The organism is Sphaerisporangium krabiense (assembly GCF_014200435.1).
In the GTDB taxonomy this organism is placed as follows: Bacteria; Actinomycetota; Actinomycetes; order Streptosporangiales; family Streptosporangiaceae; genus Sphaerisporangium; species Sphaerisporangium krabiense.
The window spans coordinates 1,474,286-1,493,975 of the sequence record NZ_JACHBR010000002.1 but is presented as its reverse complement, the minus strand read 5'-3'; the positions used below and the strand labels follow the sequence as shown (position 1 = coordinate 1,493,975).

11 protein-coding genes are annotated in these 19,690 nt (G+C 70.4%); 5 read left to right on the top strand and 6 right to left on the bottom strand.

From position 1 onward, the window contains the following. Positions 1-40: 40 nt before the first annotated feature. From BJ981_RS34530 to BJ981_RS34520, 3 genes are read right to left on the bottom strand one after another with little or no spacing between them, the layout of a single operon-like run. Positions 41-574, bottom strand: coding sequence for an Imm15 family immunity protein (locus BJ981_RS34530; RefSeq protein ID WP_184617534.1), 534 nt, complete (start codon positions 572-574; stop codon positions 41-43). Next, positions 574-1,461 carry a Hint domain-containing protein gene (locus BJ981_RS34525; protein ID WP_184617533.1) on the bottom strand — a complete coding sequence of 296 codons (888 nt, stop codon included), beginning with the start codon at positions 1,459-1,461 and terminating at the stop codon, positions 574-576. Before BJ981_RS34525 ends, BJ981_RS34530 begins: the two co-directional genes overlap by 1 nt. Then, entirely contained in the window at positions 1,401-8,189 is a 6,789-nt protein-coding gene (locus BJ981_RS34520; RefSeq protein WP_184617532.1) for a LamG-like jellyroll fold domain-containing protein, read from the bottom strand. Before BJ981_RS34520 ends, BJ981_RS34525 begins: the two co-directional genes overlap by 61 nt. A gap of 780 nt (positions 8,190-8,969) precedes the next feature. On the opposite strand from BJ981_RS34520, the gene BJ981_RS34515 reads away from it, so the two are divergent. The 3 genes from BJ981_RS34515 (at position 8,970) to BJ981_RS34505 (ending at position 11,690) form a co-directional block, all read left to right on the top strand. Continuing rightward, positions 8,970-9,773, top strand: a complete 804-nt coding sequence (locus tag BJ981_RS34515; protein ID WP_239139106.1) for a glycerophosphodiester phosphodiesterase family protein — start codon at positions 8,970-8,972, stop codon at positions 9,771-9,773. A 47-nt stretch (positions 9,774-9,820) separates the two neighbouring features. After that, positions 9,821-11,167: an MFS transporter gene (locus tag BJ981_RS34510; protein WP_239139107.1), complete on the top strand. Its 1,347-nt coding sequence runs from the start codon at positions 9,821-9,823 to the stop codon at positions 11,165-11,167. A 178-nt stretch (positions 11,168-11,345) separates the two neighbouring features. Further along, entirely contained in the window at positions 11,346-11,690 is a 345-nt protein-coding gene (locus tag BJ981_RS34505; RefSeq protein WP_114033704.1) for an RNA polymerase-binding protein RbpA, read from the top strand. 103 nt (positions 11,691-11,793) lie between these two features. Here the strand turns inward: BJ981_RS34505 and BJ981_RS34500 are convergent, their stop codons facing one another. The 3 genes from BJ981_RS34500 to BJ981_RS34490 all read right to left on the bottom strand — a co-directional run bounded on the left by BJ981_RS34500 (position 11,794) and on the right by BJ981_RS34490 (position 16,776). Beyond that, positions 11,794-12,309: an FxsA family protein gene (locus tag BJ981_RS34500; RefSeq protein WP_184617531.1), complete on the bottom strand. Its 516-nt coding sequence runs from the start codon at positions 12,307-12,309 to the stop codon at positions 11,794-11,796. A 36-nt stretch (positions 12,310-12,345) separates the two neighbouring features. Further along, a complete protein-coding gene (gene lnt / locus BJ981_RS34495; RefSeq protein ID WP_239139108.1) occupies positions 12,346-13,953 on the bottom strand; it encodes an apolipoprotein N-acyltransferase in 1,608 nt (535 codons plus the stop codon). 525 nt (positions 13,954-14,478) lie between these two features. Continuing rightward, positions 14,479-16,776 carry a HelD family protein gene (locus BJ981_RS34490; protein ID WP_184617773.1) on the bottom strand — a complete coding sequence of 766 codons (2,298 nt, stop codon included), beginning with the start codon at positions 16,774-16,776 and terminating at the stop codon, positions 14,479-14,481. A gap of 297 nt (positions 16,777-17,073) precedes the next feature. On the opposite strand from BJ981_RS34490, the gene BJ981_RS34485 reads away from it, so the two are divergent. Together BJ981_RS34485 and BJ981_RS34480 are read left to right on the top strand one after the other, a co-directional pair. Continuing rightward, positions 17,074-18,282, top strand: a complete 1,209-nt coding sequence (locus tag BJ981_RS34485; protein ID WP_184617529.1) for an ROK family transcriptional regulator — start codon at positions 17,074-17,076, stop codon at positions 18,280-18,282. Between the two features lie 71 nt (positions 18,283-18,353). Beyond that, a complete protein-coding gene (locus tag BJ981_RS34480; protein WP_184617528.1) occupies positions 18,354-19,685 on the top strand; it encodes an ABC transporter substrate-binding protein in 1,332 nt (443 codons plus the stop codon). Positions 19,686-19,690: the final 5 nt, after the last annotated feature.

Sequence of the window (19,690 nt, the reverse complement as noted above, 5' to 3'; positions counted from 1 at the left end):
GGACGTACAGCGGCCGAGAGAGAATCTGAGTTTGATTCGGTCATCGGTCCCAAGGTGAACTCATGGACTTAGTGCGTACGTACACCCGGTCCACATGCGGCTCTCCCAGGAAATGCGACAAGCCCTCGTTCAATATCAAGCCGGCATCTCCGTCGAGAGCGTCGGCGACAAATTCACTTTGTCTGCCTTGAGCAGGATACAGCCGCATAGAACGAAGCTTATCGTTCCTTGGGTTTCCGATCCACAGGTTAGGTGTAAGCCATTCTGATCGGCCATCAGAATCGCCCCATCCGGTCACGGACACCATGCAGACGTAGTCATATGTCCGATCCGCATAGTAGTTGTGCGAATATTCGACCACCTTCACCATGTGCGCCACCGCCGCACGGATCAGCACACGATTCTTCTCTGACATGCTCAGAGGATCCAAGAACTGTAACTGGGAATATCGCGAGTACAGCGGCAACTCCTCAAACAGAGTCGCCTCCATGAGTTCGCCGAATCGATCCAGCCCTTCGTCATGTATCAGGCGGAAGAGTTCCGTCTTGAAGCGAGGATCAAGCTCGATGGTCACTAGCAGTTCCATCCGTACTGCCGCAGCCATTCGTTGGTCTTCTCACTGTACTTGGGGTCTCCATCATGGAAAGTCCCGTCCTGGTTCAGCGCCGGTGAACCTCTGCCCTTCTTCTGAGCATGCCACTTGCTTCCGGGAACCGACTCCTCCGGTGCATCGATTCTATGGACTTCGGACGGTCCTCTACCGCGAAGAACCTCTTTCTGCGCGGCCCTTGCCAACCAATCTTGCCAGTACTCGCCCCATGCCTTGCGATTCTTTTCCACTTCTTCCGGATCAGGGAAATTGGAATCGCCTAGGACGTCCCTACCGGGTCCATCGTTGTGGACAAGGACCGCTTGGTCGCCTGCCACCACATGGTAGGTGTGCAGGCCCTCGATCGTGAGGTTGTGAACGCGTTGGTGTCTGGTCGAGGTCTTGACGGTGCTGACCTGGACCCAGGTGCCGGCGCTCGTCTGGAGCCATGCGCCGGGCTGGAGTTCCCCGGCGGGCAGCCACTGGCGGAGTTCTGGGAGCCAGAAGGGGTGGCCCGCGGTGGCGGTGATCTCGTCGGTGCGGTCGCCTCGTCGACCGTCGATGTCCACAGTGATCTCGACCAGCGTCTTTTCACCAGTACCGGTGATCAAGGTGGTCACAGGGCCGGCCTCAACGCGGCCGGTCTTCGGATCGGTGGCGACGACATTGTCACCGACCTTGACGTCCTCGATGGGCTTGCGTGTGCCGTCGGCCATGAGGACCGTGGTGCCCGGGACGAAACTGTTGCCGGGACGGCATGAGTCCGCGCCGGGGGGCGTGCCCGGGGGCAGGTCGGGGGCGACGTCGTCGATCAGGTCGTTGACGAGGTCTTCGACGGTGTTCTGCACCACTTCCTCGACGACGTCACGCACAGGTTCGGGGTGCCGTCCCGGCCGCCGCCGATGGGTGAGTTGCCGCCCACCGAGAACGACGGGTCCAGGCCGAGAGCCTCGTCGATCACCTCCTCGGCGATCTCGTTCTTCTTCTCCTGAGGAGACTTGGTGGACTTGCCACCCTTGCCGCCGCCCTTGCCTCCGCTCTTGCCGGTCGGCTTGCTTCCCCCCTTGCCGCTTCCGGATTTCCCGGTGGGCTTGCCGCCGCCCTTGGGGCCGGCCGACTTTCCGCCGGTCTTGCCGGACGGCTTGCCGCCCGACCTGCCCTGGCTCTTGGTCTGAGACTTTTTGGGTGATCTGTTTCCCTTGGATGTCTTGTTGTTCTTCGGTGTCTTGGACTTCGAGCCCTTGGGTGTCTTGTTGGTATTTTTGGATTGCTTTGCCGGTGATTTACTCTGTTTCTTCGCCGACTGTTGTGCCACCTTTTTGGCCGCGTCCTGCGCCTTCTTGGCCGCCGCCCGCTGCGCCGCCTTCTGCTTCGCGAGCGCCGCCGCCTTCTTCCTGGCGATGTCGGCGGCCTTCCGCTTGGCCAGTTCCAAGGCCTTCCTGGCCGCCACCCTCTTGGCGATCGCGATCGCCGCGCGCTTGGCGGCCTCCAGCGCGAGCTTCCTCGCCAGCGCGCGTGCCGCGATCTGGGCGGCCACCCGCAGCGCGAGCAGCGCCAGGGGGATGCACATCGGGCAGTTGCCCGAAGGGTCGGTGTAGGCCAGCGGATCGCCGTAGGCGTAGGTGTAGCGGTTGAGCGCGATCGACGGGGTGGAGTCGGGCTCCCAGTCGTCGCGGGAGGCGAACCCTCCCGTGCCGGGCACGTACCAGCGGGCCGCCATGTTGACCTTGCCGGTGTCCGGGTCGGTCCACGCGCCCTGGTAGCCCATGGCCCGCGGCGTGCCGGTCCGCGTGATGACCTCACCGAAAGGAGTGAACGCCGCGGAGTCGACCACCGCGGTCCCCGAGTAGGTCGCCACCACGTCGTCGTGGAGGTCGCTCATCACCCCGAGTGCGGGCCCGGTGCCTTCCTGCAGGGACAGCAGGTTGCCCGCCGGGTCCCGCCCGTACTTGCCCTGTACGGCCCCGGCGCCGTCGCTCACGCTGATGATGTCGTTGTTCAGACCCGAGTAGCCGAAGCGCTGTTCGGACCCGTCGGCCGCGCGACGCGCGTCGAGCCGGCCCAGCGCGTCGTAGCGATAGGCGACGTCGCCGTCGGACACCATCCTGTCGAAGGCGTCGAACACCAGGTTCCTGGTCGCACCGCCGGTGGACTCGGTGGCCAGGGTGCCGCGCGGCGTGTAGGTGTACGACGAGCCGCCCCCGGAGATGAGGCGGTTGCGTTCGTCGAAGACGAAGGTGTCCTCTCCGGCTCCGGTTCTGTTGCCCGCGGCGTCCCAGGTGTAGGTCGTCTGGTTCCCGTTGGGCGCGGTCCAGGAGGTGAGCCGTCCCGCCCGGTCGTAGCCGTAGGTGTTCGCGCCCGCGCCGGCCGTTCCCTGGGTGGTCTTCGCGACCAGGTTGTCGTCCTTGTCCCACCCGTAGGCGATCTTCGCGAGCTGGCTTCCGCCACTGTCCGCCAGGGTGTGGCTCGTCAGGCGGTCCAGGGCGTCGTAGGCGAAGGTCTGGACGTTGCGCGGAGTCGCCGAGGTGAGCGTGGTGAGACGGTCCGCCTTGTCGTAGCCGTAGGTGAAGGCACGTCCGCTCACCGGGTCGGCGGCCGTGGCCAGCCTGTTGTCCTCCCAGGTATAGGTGGTCTTGCCGGTGGTGTCGTTCCGCTCGGTCGGATACCCCAGAGCGTCGTAGGCGAACGACGCCACCTGTCCCGACGGCTTGGACACCTTGAGCAGGAGTCCGCGGTCGTCGTAGTCCAGGGTGTAGTCGCCCACGCCGGTCATCCGGCCGGTGAGGTCATAGGAGAAGGTCCGCTCGGGCGTCTGCGCCTGGGCGCCGCTGCCGACCTCGCGGACGACGCGTCCGAGGTGGTCGATCTCGCGGTCGATCCGGACGCCGCCGGGCCGGAGTTCCGACAGCTCGTTGCCATCGGCGTCGTAGACGTAGGTCCAGGTCCTGTCGGACGCCTGCGGGTGTGCCGCCGTGGAGGGCTCGGTGACCGATTCGACCTCGCCGAGCCCGTTGTAGGTGGTCCATACGGTGTTGCCACGCCCGTCGGTGGTGCGGGTCAGGGCGCCGCCGGCGTCGTAGCCGTACCTGGTCGTGATGGAGTCGGTGGCCGATACCGGCTCGACCAGTTCGATCAGTGAGGCGGCCGCGTCGTACTTCCGGCGGGTCGTGTACCCCTCACCTGAGGTGGAGGTGGTCGGGTTGGAGGCGGCGTCGTATCCGAAGCCGACCGTGCGAAGGATGGCGCCCTTGTCGTCGAGGTCCTTGGCCGCGACCTGCCGTCCGGCCAGGTCGTACTCGGCGACGGTGGCGTCGCCGAGCGGGTCGGCCGCCTTCACGGTGCGGCCCGCCAGGTCGTAGGTGAAGGTGGAGCTGTTCCCGGCCGGGTCGGTCTCGGTCTTGACCTCACCGGCGGCGTTCACGACGTAAGCGGTGGTGCGGTTGCCCGGCCTGACCACGGACGTCACCACGTCGTCGTCGTTGTAGACGTATCTGGTGGTGTGTGCCGCCGTCGTGGGCTTGCGCTCGATGATCGTGGCCGTGATCTGCCGGCCGAGGTCGTCGTAGGTAGCCTCCATCCGGGCGCCGGTCGGATCGACGGTGGCCAGCTGCTCCCCGAGCAGGTCGAACTCGCTGACCCACCGGCCGCCCTGCCCGCCACCAGGCGCCGGGTCTGTGACCCGCACACGGTTGCCCAGCACGTCGTACTCCGCGGTGGTCACCTGGCCACGAGGGTCGGTCGACCGGGTCACCCGGCCGGCCGCGTCGTAGGCGTAGGTGACGGTGGGCGTCAGCGTGGACCCTCCGGGAGGGGTGTACGCCGGAGATTTCGCGGCGACCATCCGGCCGGCCCGGTCATAGGTGGCCGTCGACTGGCGGCCCTCCGGGTCCACGGTGTGCGTGCGCAGCCCTGCTCCGTCATAGCCGTAGCGCGTCGTGGGGCGGGCGGGTGCGGCGGCGCCGGCGCGCTCCACCTGGACCTCGGGAGCCTTGACCTCGACGAGCCGCCCCGCCGCGTCGTAGCGCAGCGTGGTGGTGAAGTCCGTCCGGTCGGCGCCCGGGCGGTTTCCCCGCGGATCGGTGACCTCGGTGGTGAGGCCGCGCTGGTCGACGGTCCGCGTGCTCACCAGGTCCTCGTCGGCGTTCTTCACGGTCCGCCGGACGACCTCGTCCTGCTGGTCGTAGGCGTACTCGGTGACCTCGGCCCGGGTGCTTCCCGCGCCGGTCGCGGTCTCCTTGACGACGTTGTCGTTCGCGTCGTAGACGTAAGTGATCTTGCGGTTGAGGTCGAGAGGGTCGAACGTCTCGGAGATGAGCCGGTCCGCCGCGTCGTATCCGTAGTCAGTGCGGATTCGGCCGTCGCCTTCGATCACCTGGACGAGGTTGCCGGCGGCGTCGTAGTCGTTGGCCTCGACCACGACATCACGCGGCGTGGTCGATCCGTTCAGCCGGGCGTCGTCCGCGATGGTCCGTGCCGGCAGGTCATCGTTGTAGTAGGCGTAGGCCGCCTTGCGCCCCATCGCGTCCACCTCGGACGCCAGGCGCCCGCCCGGATCGTAGGCGTTGGAGTGCAGCACCACGTCACGGGGCGCCTGCGGGTTGACCGGACTGCCGGTCCAGTTCTTGAGCGTCTGCGTGGCCGGTTCACCGCGCGCCGTGTAGCCGTAGTTGTAGACGATTCCCAGTTCGTCCGTGACGGCCGTCAGCGCCCCGGTATGGTCCCAGGAGTATTGGACGGCACCGCCCTCCGGCCCGGTGATCTTGCTCACCCGTCCGTAGTCGTCCAGGTCGTAGGCGATCTTGCGCTCCGCGTCGCCGCCGGTCAGGTCGACGACGGTGTCGGAGAGCTTGTTGCCGTCGGGATCGTAGGCGTACCGGGTCTCGGTGGTGTGGGTGACGCCGCTGATCTCGTTGCGCACGGCGGCGCCGGTGTGGGTGACCAGACGTCCGAGCGCGTCATAGCCGAATCGGGTCGTCACCCCGGCCGGATGGGCCTCCGACACCTCCGTGCGGGAGGTGAGCTGCCCGATCGCGTCATAGCCGTACCGCGTCACCAGGCCCGACGGGTGGACCTCCTCCACGACGTCACCCGACGCGGTGTAGCGGTAGTTCCACTCGTTGCCCTTGGCGTCCTTCTCCGACTTCAACAGCCCCGCGGGCGTGGTCCCGCCGCCCACCGCCGGCTCGGTGCCGTCGGTGTACACGTACGTGCGCGGGCGCCCGTTCGGGAAGTCCGGGGTCGCGGGCGTGGTCTCCTTGGACTCCTCGCCGAAGGCGGTGTACTCCCACTTGGTGGCGTAGGTGTCGTCCGTGGCCGACGAGGATCGGGGGTCCCGCGCGACGGTCGCGCGGTCGTTGCGCGGGTCGAAGGGGTCGTCCTTGTTCAGGTAGTAGGAGACGTGCTCGGTCTGGCAGCTCGACGCCGTACGGCACGTCTTGGTCCCGACCACGTTGCCGCGCTGGTCCTGGAAGGTCTCGGTGACGTTGCCGTTGGCGTCGGTGAGCTTGGTCAGGTATCCGCCGGTGTCGTACTCGTAGGCGGTGGTCTTGCCGAGCTGGTCGCTGGAGGACACCATCCGGTAGCCGCGCCAGGCGTCGTGGCGGTACTCCAGCTTGCCGGCGTGCGGGTCGGTCACGGTCACCGTCGCCAGGCCGGTGACCGAACTGTAGACCGGGGAGCCGACCTGCCAGGTGCCGCCGTGCTGGTCGGTGTGGGACTTGACCCGTTCTGTCGTGGCGTCGTACACGTTCCGCGCCCACACCCGCCCCGACGGCAGCGTGATCTTCGTCAGCTTGAACGGCATCTCGGCGCGGGCCGCGTAGTGTGACCCCACCTCGGCGTCCGACAGAACCTTGTCGTACACGGCCAGTTCGTCCATGGTGCCGCCGACGAAGGGAAAGCCGACCGCGTAGGTGTTGCCCGACATCGGCGGCGTGGCCGGCCATCCCCGCGAGTTGTAGATCCAGCCCGTGCCGAGATAGGCGAACTGGCGCCGTAACACGTCCGGCCCCACGGCCAGCGTGCCGACACGCCGGCCGTCCAGGTACAGGATCTGGCCCTGGGTCTGGGCGGTGAGCACGAGGTGATGCCACTGGCCGTCGTTGACCGCGGCGGCCGAGGTGATCGGTGTCACCGCCGGAGCCTGAGGGTCGTCCCACAACTGGCCGCGCACCTTGCCGTCGGTGCCCACATACAGCACAGGACGGTTGGCGCCGACGCTGTCGCCGGTGTCCCCGGCCGAGAGTATGGTGCCGTTCCCGGAGGTCTTGAACCACAGCTCCACCGACATCCGCCCGCCCAGCCGGGCGACCGTGTTCTCCGGCAGCACGACGTTGCCCTGGACGGCGGTGTCCTGCGTACCCGCCAGCGCGCCCGGCTGCCCCAGGCTCGCGCCGGAGTAGGTGGCGTCACCCGTCTCCTGCGCGAGGTCGGCGGCCGCCGTCCCGCTCGCCTCGCCCAGCCGCCAGTACCCGGCCGGATCGGAGTCCAGTACCCGGCTGCGGTACTGCGACCCGGTGTCGTGGTCATAGGCGGTGCAGTTGGGCGCGGCCCCCGGAGTGCAGACCTGCGTCAGCCGATCCCCGTCGTACCGGTAGGTCCAGGTCGGCGTCGCACCGCCGACCGGATCGGTCGACACGGCGGTCACGTGATCTCCGGTCCAGGTGAACGTCAGCGAACGCCCGCCGGTCGCGGTGACCTTGGCCAGTTTCGTGTCGGCGCCATAGGTCAGCGTCTGCGCCCGGCCGCGGTTGTCGGTGATGCCCGTCAGACGGCCCTGCGCGTCGAATGCGTACACCGTGGCGGACTTGTCCATGAGCCGCCAACCGGAGGAGCCACCGCTCGAGGTCTTGGCCAGCGTGGCGAACACGCCGGGAGGCGGCTGATAGGGCCCGCCGGTATTTCCCGCGAACCGCACCCGCCGGCCATCGGGATATGTCACCACGGCCGTCGGGTCCTCGCCCGCCGACTCCTCGACGATCTTCATATCCCAGCGAGAAGACCAGCTCGCGCCGAACATGCCATCGGTGCGCGGGTCCAGGCTGTTGTAGGAACGGGATACCGTCAGCGGCGGCCCCACCGTGGCGACCTCCGCGTCGGTGAACGAGGTGGTGTAGTTGCCGGTGAGCTGGTGGAACTCCTGACCGTTGGCCCCGTTCGCCGCGAGTTGCGAGGTGACGGCCGGCTGGCGCACCCCGGTGAGGAACACCCGGGTCTTGGAGGTCACTCCGCCGGTGCCGCGGTCGTTCGCGGTGACCGTCCAGGAGTACGACTTGCCCCAGGCCAGTTTGCCCGCCGGTACCCGCCACGCGCCGCGGTCACCGATCACCCCTGAGGAGAAGCAAGAGACCCCCTCACCGCAGACCTGGAACGTGTAGTCGATGCCGTAGGGGCCTGCGGCGCTGCGGGCGTAGGCGGACAACACGGGCGTGACCCCGACCAGGCCCTGGTCCAGCGGGAACATGTCGATGATCTCTGGAGCCGGCGGAGGCTTGACGTAGCAGAGCCCCAGATCCCTCCAATATGTGGCGTCCGTCCCCGGACGGACACCCACGAAGGTCTTCAGCGCCTCCCAGTCGTGGTCATTCTCAGAGACCGTCATGCCAGGCCTGTAGGTGGCGGTGATGCTGTACTTGGGGTTGTAGCAATCCCGAGCCGCGACTCGAGCCGAGCCGTCCGGATCTCTCTTTCCTCGTGTCCCATCGCCGTCCGCGGACCGTGGTGGCGCGCGCTGGGCGGCCCGTTCATCCGGCTGCGACGAGACCACGCCGTAGGTTCTGACGTCGCGGGACAGGGCTCCATTGGGAACCTTGTCCTTCCGCTGCCCCGCCGCGGAGGACTCGTCCTCGGAGTCGTCGGGGTCAACGGTCGCGGGTCCGGCGATCTGTGTCGCCTTGGAGTCGACCAGATGGGGCAGTCCGGCCGCCGACCCCGACAACTGGTCCGGCGTGACAGGGGCGACCGTCCGTGCGGCGGCGGCAGCGGGCGGGGGAACCGCCACCTGCATCAATCCTGGCAATGTCACCGCGAATATGGCTACCGTTAACCATATAAACCGACGTACCAAATTGGGGGTGCATCGTAAGACCGGCACGAACCGCTACCTCCGAATGTCACATATCGGTACAGGACATAACCAGGATTTTCCCGCCAGGGTAATCGCACAGCCACCGGCAAAAGCGACCAAACGGTAACTTGACCAAAAGTCATGAACAAGAGTGACGCTGATCACACCATTTTTTAAAATGGACAATCTCGACAAAGGGCGGGTTCGTCGCGTCGGGGGCTCTCCGGATTCGGGTAGGATCGGCTCCGATTCGTGACCCAAATGTTCACTCGGCACGGTGACCTGACAGGCTCGCCACAAGGGATACTCCTGGTCGTGCAGCTCCGCTACCCGTTCCTGGACCATCCCGGCCCGCTCGCCTTCGCCCACCGGGGCGGGGCCGCCGAGGGCCGTGAGAACACCATGGCCGCCTTCTCCCGTGCGGTCGAGATGGGGTACTCCTACCTGGAGACCGACGCCCACGCCACGGCGGACGGCGTGCTGCTCGCCTTCCACGACCACACGCTCGACCGGGTCACCGACCGCCACGGCCGCCTGGCGGCGCTGCCGTACCGCGAGGTGCGGCGGGCGCGCATCGGCGGGGTCGAGGAGATCCCGTTGCTGGAGGACGTGCTCGGCACCTGGCCGGACGTCCGGGTCAACGTCGATGTGAAGGAGTCCCCGGCGATCGAGCCGCTGGCCGAGGCGATCAGGCGCACCAACTCCTACGACCGGATCTGCCTGACCTCGTTCTCCGACGTGCGACTGGCCCGGGCGCGCATGGCGATCGGCCGCCCGGTCTGCTCGGCGCTCGGCCCGCGCGGCGTCGCCCGGCTGCGCGCCGCCGCCATGGGCTCGGGGTACGGCCGCCTGCTCGGCGGCCTGGCCCGGCTCGGCGTCCCGTGCGCGCAGGTGCCGCTGGGCTTCCGGGGCATGCGGGTCACCACCCGCGCCCTGGTCCGCACGGCCCACGCCCTCGGCATGCAGGTCCACGTGTGGACGGTGGACTCCCCGCGCCAGATGGAGCACCTGCTGGACCTCGGGGTGGACGGCATCATGACCGACAACATCTCGGGGCTGAGGGACGTCCTCAGCGCCCGGGGCCAGTGGCACCCCCGGCAGCCCGCCGCCTGCGCCTGATCCCGCCGCGCGCCCCGCCCCCCGCCCCCGTCAGGCCAGGAGAGCCGATGACCACCTCCATCGTCGCCGAGGACCTCCCGAAGGCGCGCAAGCGCGAGCAGCGCGGCTGGTACTGGTACGACTTCGCCAACTCGGGCTTCCAGACCACGGTGATCACCGTCTTCCTCGGCCCGTACCTCACCGCGCTGGCCGAGAAGGCCGCGGGCCGCGCCGACGGGTTCGTCGCCTTCCTCGGCATCGACATGCGGGCCAAGGCGTACTTCTCCGCGGTCGTCACGATCTCGGTCGTGCTGCAGATCGTGGTGATGCCGATCGCGGGGGCGCTCGCCGACCACACCGGCCGCAAGAAGGAGCTGCTCGCCCTCTTCGCCTACCTGGGCGCGGCGGCGACGCTGGGCTTCTACTTCGTCGCCGGGGACGCCTACGCGCTCGGCGGCGCGCTGTTCGTGACCGCCAACGTCGCCTTCGGCGCCGCCATGGTCATCTACAACTCGTTCCTGCCGCAGATCGCCGGCCCGGAGGAGCGCGACGCGGTCTCCTCGCGCGGGTGGGGCTTCGGCTACCTCGGCGGCTTCCTGCTGCTGGCGGTCAACCTGGCCCTCTACCAGGGCAGCGGCATCGACCAGGGACTCGCGGTGCGCATCAGCCTGGCCTCGGCGGGCCTGTGGTGGGCCGTGTTCACCGTGATCCCGATGCTGCGCCTGCGCAACCGGCCGGTCGGCAGCCACGACGCCACGCCCGGCGCCGCCATCGCCGGCAGCTTCCGCCAGCTCGGCCGCACGATCGCGGGCCTGCGCCGCTACCCGCGCAGCCTGCTGTTCCTGCTGGCCTACCTGATCTACAACGACGGCGTGCAGACCGTGATCTCCTTCTCGGCGACCTACGCCGACCAGGAGCTCGGCCTGAGCAAGGACGTGCAGATCACCGCGATCCTGATGGTGCAGTTCGTCGCGTTCGGCGGGGCGCTGCTGCTCGGGTGGCTCGGCGCCCGGTTCGGCACCAAGCGGACGGTGCTGGCGAGCCTGGTGGTGTGGACGGCGGTGGTGGGGATCGCCTACTTCCTGGAGAAGGGGGCGGCCGTCCAGTTCTACGCCATCGCGTTCCTCATCGCGATCGTGCTCGGCGGCACGCAGGCGCTGTCGCGGTCGCTGTACTCGCTGGTGATCCCCCCGGGGCGCGAGGCGGAGTACTTCAGCCTGTTCGAGGTGAGCGACAAGGGGTCGGCACTGCTCGGGTCGCTGACGCTGACGGTCGCGCTGCAGGTCACCGACAGCTACCGCGCGGCGATCCTGTCACTGATGATCTTCTTCGTGCTGGGGTTCGCGCTGCTCATGGTGGTCAACCTGCCGAGGGCGGTCCGCGAGGCGGGCAACGAGCCTCCCACGCACCTCTGAGGCCCGTAGCGCGCACCGCGCCGCCGCGACGGTCGTGAAGATCGGGATCGCCACGGCCGGGCCGAAGGCGAAAAGCGCGATTGGATCACCCCAAGGGTGGGAATCCATCCACGGTATCAAGCGTTGTAAGCCGTGGAGACCCACCCCTCGAAACGGGGCCCTCAGGAGGCATTGAAACATGGGCGAGCGTGCACTTCGCGGTACCCGGCTCGGAGCCACCAGCTACGAGAACGACCGCAACACCGATCTGGCCCCGCGTCAGGAGGTGCCTTACACCTGCCCGAAGGGCCATCACTTCGACGTGCCCCTTGCCGCCGAGGCGGAGATCCCGGCGACCTGGGAGTGCCGCAACTGCGGGGCGACGGCCCTGAGAGTCGACGCGGAACAGCCGCAGCAGAAGAAGGCCAAGCCGCCGCGGACCCACTGGGACATGCTGCTGGAGCGGCGCACGATCGAAGATCTCGAAGAGGTGCTCAACGAGCGCCTGGCGATCCTTCGGGCACAGCGGCGCAAGAGCGCCTGAGGCACGTCACGGCGTCTCCGGACCATCCGCCCGGGTGGTCCAGAGGCGCCGTTTTTCATGCCCGCACGCGTTCCCTGATCCTCCTCTACGGGCCCGGCCCCGGTCACGGCCGTAGCGCGCCTCCCGTGCGCGGCGGCTCCGGCTCGTCCTCGACGACCTGCCCGGGGACGACCCGCGACGACGCGGGCGCGCCCGGCCCGCCGGGGCCCTGGGCGCCGAACATCGCGCCGTACGGCGACCGGGCGGCCATGGCCCGCACCCGGCGGCCGAGGAACCAGGACAGGGCGCGGCGCGCGAACGGCCGGGTGAACGGCAGGATCAGGGCGAAGCCGAACACGTCGGTGAGGAAGCCCGGCGTGAGCAGCAACGTGCCGCCCGCGACCACCAGGGCGCCGTCGGCGAGCTCGCGGTCGGGCATGCGCCCGGACTGCATGGCCTGGCTCAGCGCCCGCCACGCGCGGCGGCCCTCGCGCCGGACCAGCCAGGCGCCGATCAGGCTGTCGAGGATGAGCAGGCCGACGGTCTGCCAGCCTCCGATGACCTGGCCGACCTGGATGAGCGCCCAGATCTCCAGCACCGGGACGACCAGGAACGCGACGAACAGCGCGACACGCAGCATTGCTCCTCCATCACCTCGGCAGGTACAACGCGGGGATCAGCCCGGTTGGTTCCCGTCCGGTTCCTCCGGCGCGGGCCCGCGGCGCCGCCGGCCGGCGAGGGCGACCGCGACGGCGGCCAGGCCGGCGAGGCACAGGGCCAGTTCGGGCAGGCCCCCGGCGCGGGTGGCGAGGGTCTCCCCCGTGCGCAGCGGGACGGTGACCACGGCCATGTCCGGGACGCGCTCGGGGGCGCGCCAGCGGATCTCGCCGGACGGGTCGATGGCGGCGGAGATGCCGGTGGTGGCCGCGGTGATCACCGCGCGGCCGTGCTCGACGGCCCGGAGCTGGGACATGGCGAGCTGCTGGGACGGCTGGCCGGTCAGGGAATAGGTGGCGTTGTTGGTCTGCACGACGAGCGGGCTGCCGCCGGCGCGCACGGTGGCGCGCACGACGCCGTCGAAGGCGACCTCGTAGCACGAGACCGCGCCCACCGTGACCGGGCCCATCCTCAGGTCGCCGTCGCGGGCGCCGGGCAGCGACTGCAGGCCGACGAGGCCGACGCGCGGCACGATCTTGGCGATGATCTCGCGGTAGGGCACGAACTCGCCGAACGGCACGAGCTTCTGCTTGTCGTAGTAGGCGCCGGGGCCGGTGCGCGGGTCCCAGACGATGCCGCGGGTGTAGCGGTGCAGCCCGTCGGGGGTGCGGACGACGGCGCCGACCAGCACCGGGACGCCGATGTCGCGGACGGCCGCGTCGATGACCTCGTAGGCGTAGGAGCTGCGGTAGGGGTCGATGTCGGTGGAGTTCTCCGGCCAGATCACGATGTCGGGCCGCGCCACCCGGCCCGCACGCACCGCCCGCGCGAGCTCGTGGGTCTTGTCGGCGTGGTTGCGCAGCACGACGGCGGGCTCGTCGCCGAGGAAGCCCAGGCCCTCGCCGGGCACGTCGCCCTGGATCACCCCGACCCGCACGGCGCCGGCCGCCGCCTCGCCGGGACCGGGCACGGCGTAGGCGAGCAGCGGCACGGCCAGCGCCCCGGCGAGCAGCGGGGCGGCGGGCACGAGCGCGCGCCGGGTGGCCAGGCGCAGGGCGAGGGCCGCGAGCAGCGTGCCGCACAGCGCGACCGCGAAGGTGACCAGCGGGGCGCCGCCGAGGGCGGCGTAAGGCGTGAAGGCGGTGTGCCCCTGGCTGAAGGCCACCCGCACCCAGGGGAAGCCGCCGAAGGGGAACGCGCCGCGCACCCATTCCTGGACGACCCACAGGGTGGCGGCCCACACCGGCCAGCCGCGCAGCCGCGTGACCAGGGCGGTGCCGACGGCCATGAGCGCGAAGCACAGGCTCTCGATGGCGACCAGGGCCAGCCAGGCGTCCTGGCCGATGGGCCGCACCCAGGCCAGCGCCGGAAGCAGGAAGGCCAGGCCCCCGAGGTAGCCGGCCCAGGCGGCGCGGCGTGCCGGGAGGCGGTGGACGGCCAGGGTGAGCGCGGCGACGCCCGCGGGCGCGAGGTACCACAGGCCGATGGGAGGAAAGGCCAGGTAAAGGAGCACTCCCCCGGCGACGCAGGCCACGGCCCGCGGCAGGGCGCGCGCGGGGGGCGGGCGGCCCGGGAGCTCGGGCGCCCGCTCGTCGCCGGCGTTCTTCTCGGCCGTTCGCTGGGCCACGGATGCGCGTCTCTTCTCGCGGAGGGTTCGTGACCTCCGAACGCTACCGCCCGCGGGCCGCGGCTCCAACAACGGACGGCGAGAGGCGGCTGTGGGCGGCGCCGGACGGCGTGGCGCGGGGCGGGTGATTCCCGGGGCCAGCGAACCGAATCCGGGAACCACGGCGCGTCGCGTCACGGGAAGGAAAGGGGGCCCGGACGACCCTTCGGACCGGACCCGTCCCGTCGGCGGCGAGCGCGGAGTTCCGTTGTCTACTGGGTGTCCGGGCCCCTCCCGGGTCCAACCCCCCATCCGGCTGGGGTGCCCCGACTCGACCTGGCGCCGGATCTGCGCCTGGCTGGGCTAACGGAGCCGTGCTCCGTCATGACGCAGAGTCCGGCGACGCCTGAAGACGGCCAACCGGCAGTCCCGTGCTGGACTGTCCAGCAAACTACCGACCTCAGCTCAGATGTCAACCGTGTCCCGATCAGGGGAAACACCAAGTTTTCGCAGCTAGGACAGGAGACGTGAGTGCCGCCAATGCCGTCATAGGGGCGCGCAGCGGGACAGGACCGCGGGCAGGTCGCCGCTGTGCAGCACGCCGAGCCGCTGGGTGGCGCGGGTGAGCGCCACGTACAGGTCGCCCGCGCCGCGCCGGGACTCCGCGAGGATCTCGGCGGGTTCGACGACGATCACCGCGTCGAACTCCAGGCCCTTGGCCTGGGCCACGGTGAGCACGGCGACCGGGGCCTCCAGCGCGTCGGCGCCCTGCCCGGCGACCGCGCCCGGCACCGCGGCGGTGATCGCCGCGCCGAGCTCGGCGGCCCGGCCCGCGGGGACGATGACGGCCAGCCGCCCGCCCTCGACGATCTCGCCGGTGATGATCGGGCCCAGTTCGGCGTGGTCGCCCCGGCCGTCGATCCGGCGCGACCACGGCCGGGCGCCGGTCTCGCGGACCGACTCCGGGGCGCGCAGGGACGGCCCGACGAGCGTGAGCACGTCGGCCGCGACGGCCATCAGCTCGACGGGCGTGCGGTAGTTGACGGTCAGCGTCTCCTCGCGCCACCGGCCGGCGACGTAGGGGTCGAGGACCTGCTTCCAGGAGGACGCGCCCGCGGCCGCGCCGGTCTGGGCGATGTCGCCGACGATGGTCATGGAGCGGTTGGGGCTGCGGCGCATCAGCATGCGCCACGCCATGGCCGACAGCTCCTGGGCCTCGTCCACGATGATGTGCCCGTAGGCCCAGGCGCGGTCGGCGGCGGCGCGCTCGGCGGTGGTGAGGTGGACGTCGTCGTCGCGGTGCCGGGCGGCGAACCGCTCCGCGTCCAAGATGTCGGACATGCCGGTCAGCTCCAGCACCTCGCGGGCGTAGGTCAGCTCGGCGTCGCGCGCGGCCTCCTCGGCGCGGCGCGCCGCGGCCAGCTCCTCCTCGGCGTGCAGGGCGGCGGCGCGCAGGACCTGCGGGTCGATGTCGCCCAGCAGCTCGGCGGCCTCGTCCAGCAGGGGGACGTCGGCCTCGGTCCAGTGGTCGCGCCCGCCGCGCGGCGGCGCGCGGAACAACAGCTCGCGCTCGGGCCCCGCCAGGCCCGCGTACTCCATGCGCTCGCGGGAGCCGTACAGGCCGCTCAGGAGCCGCTGCGGGGTGAGGTAGGGCCACAGCCGGTTGAGCGCGCTCTTGACCGCGGGCTCGGTGCGCAGGTCCTCGCGCAGGTCGGCGAGGTCGGACTCCTCCAGCATGCCCCGGCCGAGCGCCTTGGCCGCCTGCTTGGCCAGGGCGTTCAGGATGTGCCGCACGAACACGGACCTGGCCTGGTTGTGCGGGCGCCTGCTGCGGATGGCGCGGCTGCGCGCGGCCTCCAGCGTGCGCTGGTCCAGGCGCAGGGTGTACCGGCCGAGGTCGATGTCGAGGGGTCGCCGGGGCACCCGCTGGTGGTCCTGGACGGCGCGCGCGATCACCTGGGTCATGCGGGCGTCGCCCTTGACGGCGGCGACCGCGTCGGGCTCGGCGGCCGAGGCGGTGACCCCCGGGTAGAGCTCCCCGACCGTGGACAGCAGCACGTCGGTCTCGCCGAGGGAGGGCAGGACCTGCTCGATGTAGCGCAGGAAGGTCAGGTTCGGGCCGATGATGAGCACGCCGCGGCGGGCCAGCCGCTCGCGGTGGGTGTAGAGCAGGTAGGCGGCGCGGTGCAGGGCGACGACGGTCTTGCCGGTGCCGGGGCCGCCCTGCACGACCAGCACGCCGTTCAGGTCGGAGCGGATGACCCGGTCCTGCTCGGCCTGGATGGTGGCGACGATGTCGCGCATGCGCCCGGTGCGCTTCTCGCCGAGGGAGGCCAGCAGGGCGGCCTCGCCGTTGAGGGTCGCGCGGTCCTCGTCGCTGAGCCGGTCGAGGTCGAACAGGTCGTCGTCGACGCCGATGACGCGGCGTCCCCGGGTCTGCAGGTGGCGCCGCCGGGTCACCCCCATGGGCGCGGCGGGCGTCGCCCGGTAGAACGGCTGGGCGACCGGGGCGCGCCAGTCGATGAGCAGGCGCCGCTGGTCGTCGTCGGAGATGCCGAGCCGGCCTATGTACAGCGGCTTCTCCTCCGCCAGGTCGAGCCGCCCGAAGCACAGGCCGTTCTCCACCGCCCACAGCCGCGCCAGGCGCTCGGCGTACATGCCCGCGAAGGAGTCGCGCTCGGAGCGGTTCTGGTGGGTGCCACCGCCGCCCTGGGCCAGCACGTCGTCGAGCTGCGCCCGGGTGCGCGCCCGCAGCACGTCGAGGCGTTCGTACAGGCCCGCGACGTACCGCCGCTCCTTGGCGAGTTCGGTTTGACGGACTGATGGTGCTTCGTTATCATTGATAGTAATGTGAAACTCCGCGCCTACTTTGCCGTTTGGGCTCTATGTGATGACAAGGGCTCAGAATAGCAGATCGCCCTTCGCATGCCCGTCGCCGCCGCCGTTCCCGCGGCGGCTTTCGCGTTTCCGGGGACCGTGGCCGTCCGGCTTTCACGTGCGGTGATCCCGGGCCTCCGCCGGGTCACAGCTTGGTAGAGCCTATTGACCCTGCTCGGGTGCGGGAGGATACCGTCCCTACAGAGTTAGGAACCTTTCCTAACTCCCATAGGACGGCCCGCGCGACGAGGAGCTATGGGCGGCATGGACACCAACTCGCAGCCCGGGACGCCCAGCCTGCTGCGCGCGATCAACGACCGCGCCGCCCTGCGGGTCCTGCTGGAGCGGGGCCCGCTCAGCCGGCCCCAGCTCGGCGCCCTCACCGGCCTGTCCAAGCCCACCGCCTCCCAGCTCCTCGCCCGGCTCCAGGACGCCGGGCTCGTCGTGCTGGACGGCGTCCGCGAGGGCCTGCCCGGGCGCACGGCCGAGCTGTACCGGATCAACCCCGCCGCCGCCCACGTCGTCGCGCTGGACGTGACCCCGGCCAGGCTCGAGGTCCGCGCCGCCGACCTGTCCGGCGCCGTGCTGTCGGAGCACCGCGTGGCCACGCCCGGCAGGAGCGCGGGCGACGTCGTGGGGCGGGTGCGCGAGGCCGTCGAGACCGCCCGCGAGGCGGCCGGGTTCGACCGCGCGACGCTGCGCCGCGTCGTCATCGGCATCCAGGGGGCCGTCAACCCCGGCACCGCCCGCCTCGGCTACGCCGCCCACATCCCCGGCTGGCACCTGCCCGAGCTGGTCGACACCTTCCGCCGGGCGCTCGGCGTCCCCGTCGACATCGAGAACGACGTCAACCTCGTCGCGCTCACCGAGCAGGCCCACGGCATCGCCCGCGGCCACTCCGACTTCGTGCTCCTGTGGGTCGACTCGGGCATCGGCGCCGCCCTCGTGCTCGGCGGCCGGCTGCACCGCGGCGCCACCGGCGGCGCCGGCGAGGTCGGGTACATGCCGACCGTCGGCGCGCCGACCGCCCGCGAGACCGGCAAGCGCGGCGACCACGGCTTCCAGGCCCTGGCCGGCGGCCCCGCCGTGCTCCGGCTGCTGCGCTCGCACGGCGTGCGCGGCGGCGACGCCGCGCAGGCGGTCCGCAACGCCGTGCGCGACGCCGCCGTGGGCGGAGGCCGCGCCGAGCGTGCCAGAGGGGCGCTGCGCGAGGTCGCCGCCCGCCTGGCCATGGGCCTCGCGCCCATCACCGCGGTCGTGGACCCCGAGATCGTCGTGCTGACCGGCGGCGTGCTGCTCGCCGGCGGCGACGTCCTGGCCGAGCTGGTCGAGGAGGAGCTGCACGTCCTCACCTTCCCCCGCCCGCCGGTGCGGGTCTCCAGCGTCGAGGGCAACCCCGTGCTCACCGGCGCCACCGGGCTCGCCCTGTCCCTGGCCCGCGACGAGGTCTTCGGCTCGACGGTGCCCGCGTGAGCCGCCCCGCGCGGCTCCCACCCCTTCGCACGTCCCTCCTGACCCCCCCGACCATCCGTAGGAGGAATTCCGTGAGATCATCTTTGCTGCTCGCCGCGGCGGCGGGCCTCGCCGTGCTGGCGTCCGCCGCCTGCACCGCGGGGAACGAGACCGCGCCCGGCGTGCCGTCGGCGGGCGGCACCCCGAACCGCGAGCCCGTGACCATCACCATGTGGCACGGCTTCTCCGCCGACAACGAGCTCAAGGCCTTCGACGACGCGCTGGCCGGGTTCCGGGCCAAGTACCCGTGGATCACCGTCAAGACCACCAAGGCCGTCCAGGACGACCAGATCATCCAGTCCGTGCGCGGCGGCAACCCGCCGGACGTGGCGCTGTCGTTCACCACCGACAGCGTGGCCACCTTCTGCAAGACCGGCCTGTTCCAGGACCTCGCGCCCTATCTGTCCTCGAGCGGGATCGACACCGCCGTCTTCCCGAAGGTGATCGCCGACTACACCGAGTACCAGGGCAAACGGTGCGTGATGCCCATGCTCGCCGACACCTACGGCCTGTACTACAACAAGAAGCTGATGAAGGGCGCCCAGCCGCCCAAGACCCTCTCGGAGCTGGCCGACCTGGCCAAGAAGCTCACCGTCCGCGACAAGGACGGCGCCATCAAGGTCGCCGGCTTCAACCCCAGCGCGCAGATGTACGAGAACGTCCCGATCCACACCGCCCCCATGACCGGCGCCAAGTGGACCAACCCCGACGGCACCTCCGCCATCGGCGGCGACCCGGCGTGGAAGCAGCTCATGACCTGGCAGAAGGACCTGGTCGACTGGTTCGGCTACGACGACCTGGAGAAGTTCCGCAAGACCTTCGGCGACGAGTTCTCCGCCGACAACCCCTTCATGAAGGGCAGGGTCGCCATGGCCATCGACGGCGAGTGGCGCAACGCCATGATCGCCGCCGACGCCCCCGGCCTGGAGTACGGCACCGCGCCGCTGCCGGTGGCCGACGACAAGCCCCAGCTCTACGGCGGCGGGTTCATCGCCGGCACCGTGATCGGCATCCCGCGCGGCGCCAAGCACAACGCGGCCGCCTGGGAGCTCGTGAAGTACCTCACGACCGACACCGACGCGCTGGTGACGCTGTCCAACGCGATCCGCAACGTGCCGAGCACCCTGCCCGCCCTCCGGTCGCCGAAGCTGGACAAGGACCCGAACTTCCAGACCTTCCTCGACATCTTCGCCAACCCCGCCAGCACGACGCTGCCCGCCCACATCAACTCGGCGTTCAACCAGCAGACGCTGCAGGAGGCCCAGGAGGCCTGGGAGTCGGGCCGCGCCACCGACCTGGACGCCCTGCTCGCCGGCGTCGACAAGAAGATCGACGACAAGCTCAAGCTGACGGCGGGCGGCTGATCCGC

What these genes read in the sequence shown, in the direction of transcription:
- BJ981_RS34485 (WP_184617529.1), top strand. Translation starts at nt 17,074, where the DNA reads ATGGACACCAACTCGCAGCCCGGGACGCCCAGCCTGCTGCGCGCGATC.
- BJ981_RS34510 (WP_239139107.1), top strand. Translation starts at nt 9,821, where the DNA reads ATGACCACCTCCATCGTCGCCGAGGACCTCCCGAAGGCGCGCAAGCGC.
- BJ981_RS34505 (WP_114033704.1), top strand. Translation starts at nt 11,346, where the DNA reads ATGGGCGAGCGTGCACTTCGCGGTACCCGGCTCGGAGCCACCAGCTAC.
- BJ981_RS34520 (WP_184617532.1), bottom strand. Translation starts at nt 8,189, where the DNA reads ATGACGGTCTCTGAGAATGACCACGACTGGGAGGCGCTGAAGACCTTC.
- BJ981_RS34500 (WP_184617531.1), bottom strand. Translation starts at nt 12,309, where the DNA reads ATGCTGCGTGTCGCGCTGTTCGTCGCGTTCCTGGTCGTCCCGGTGCTG.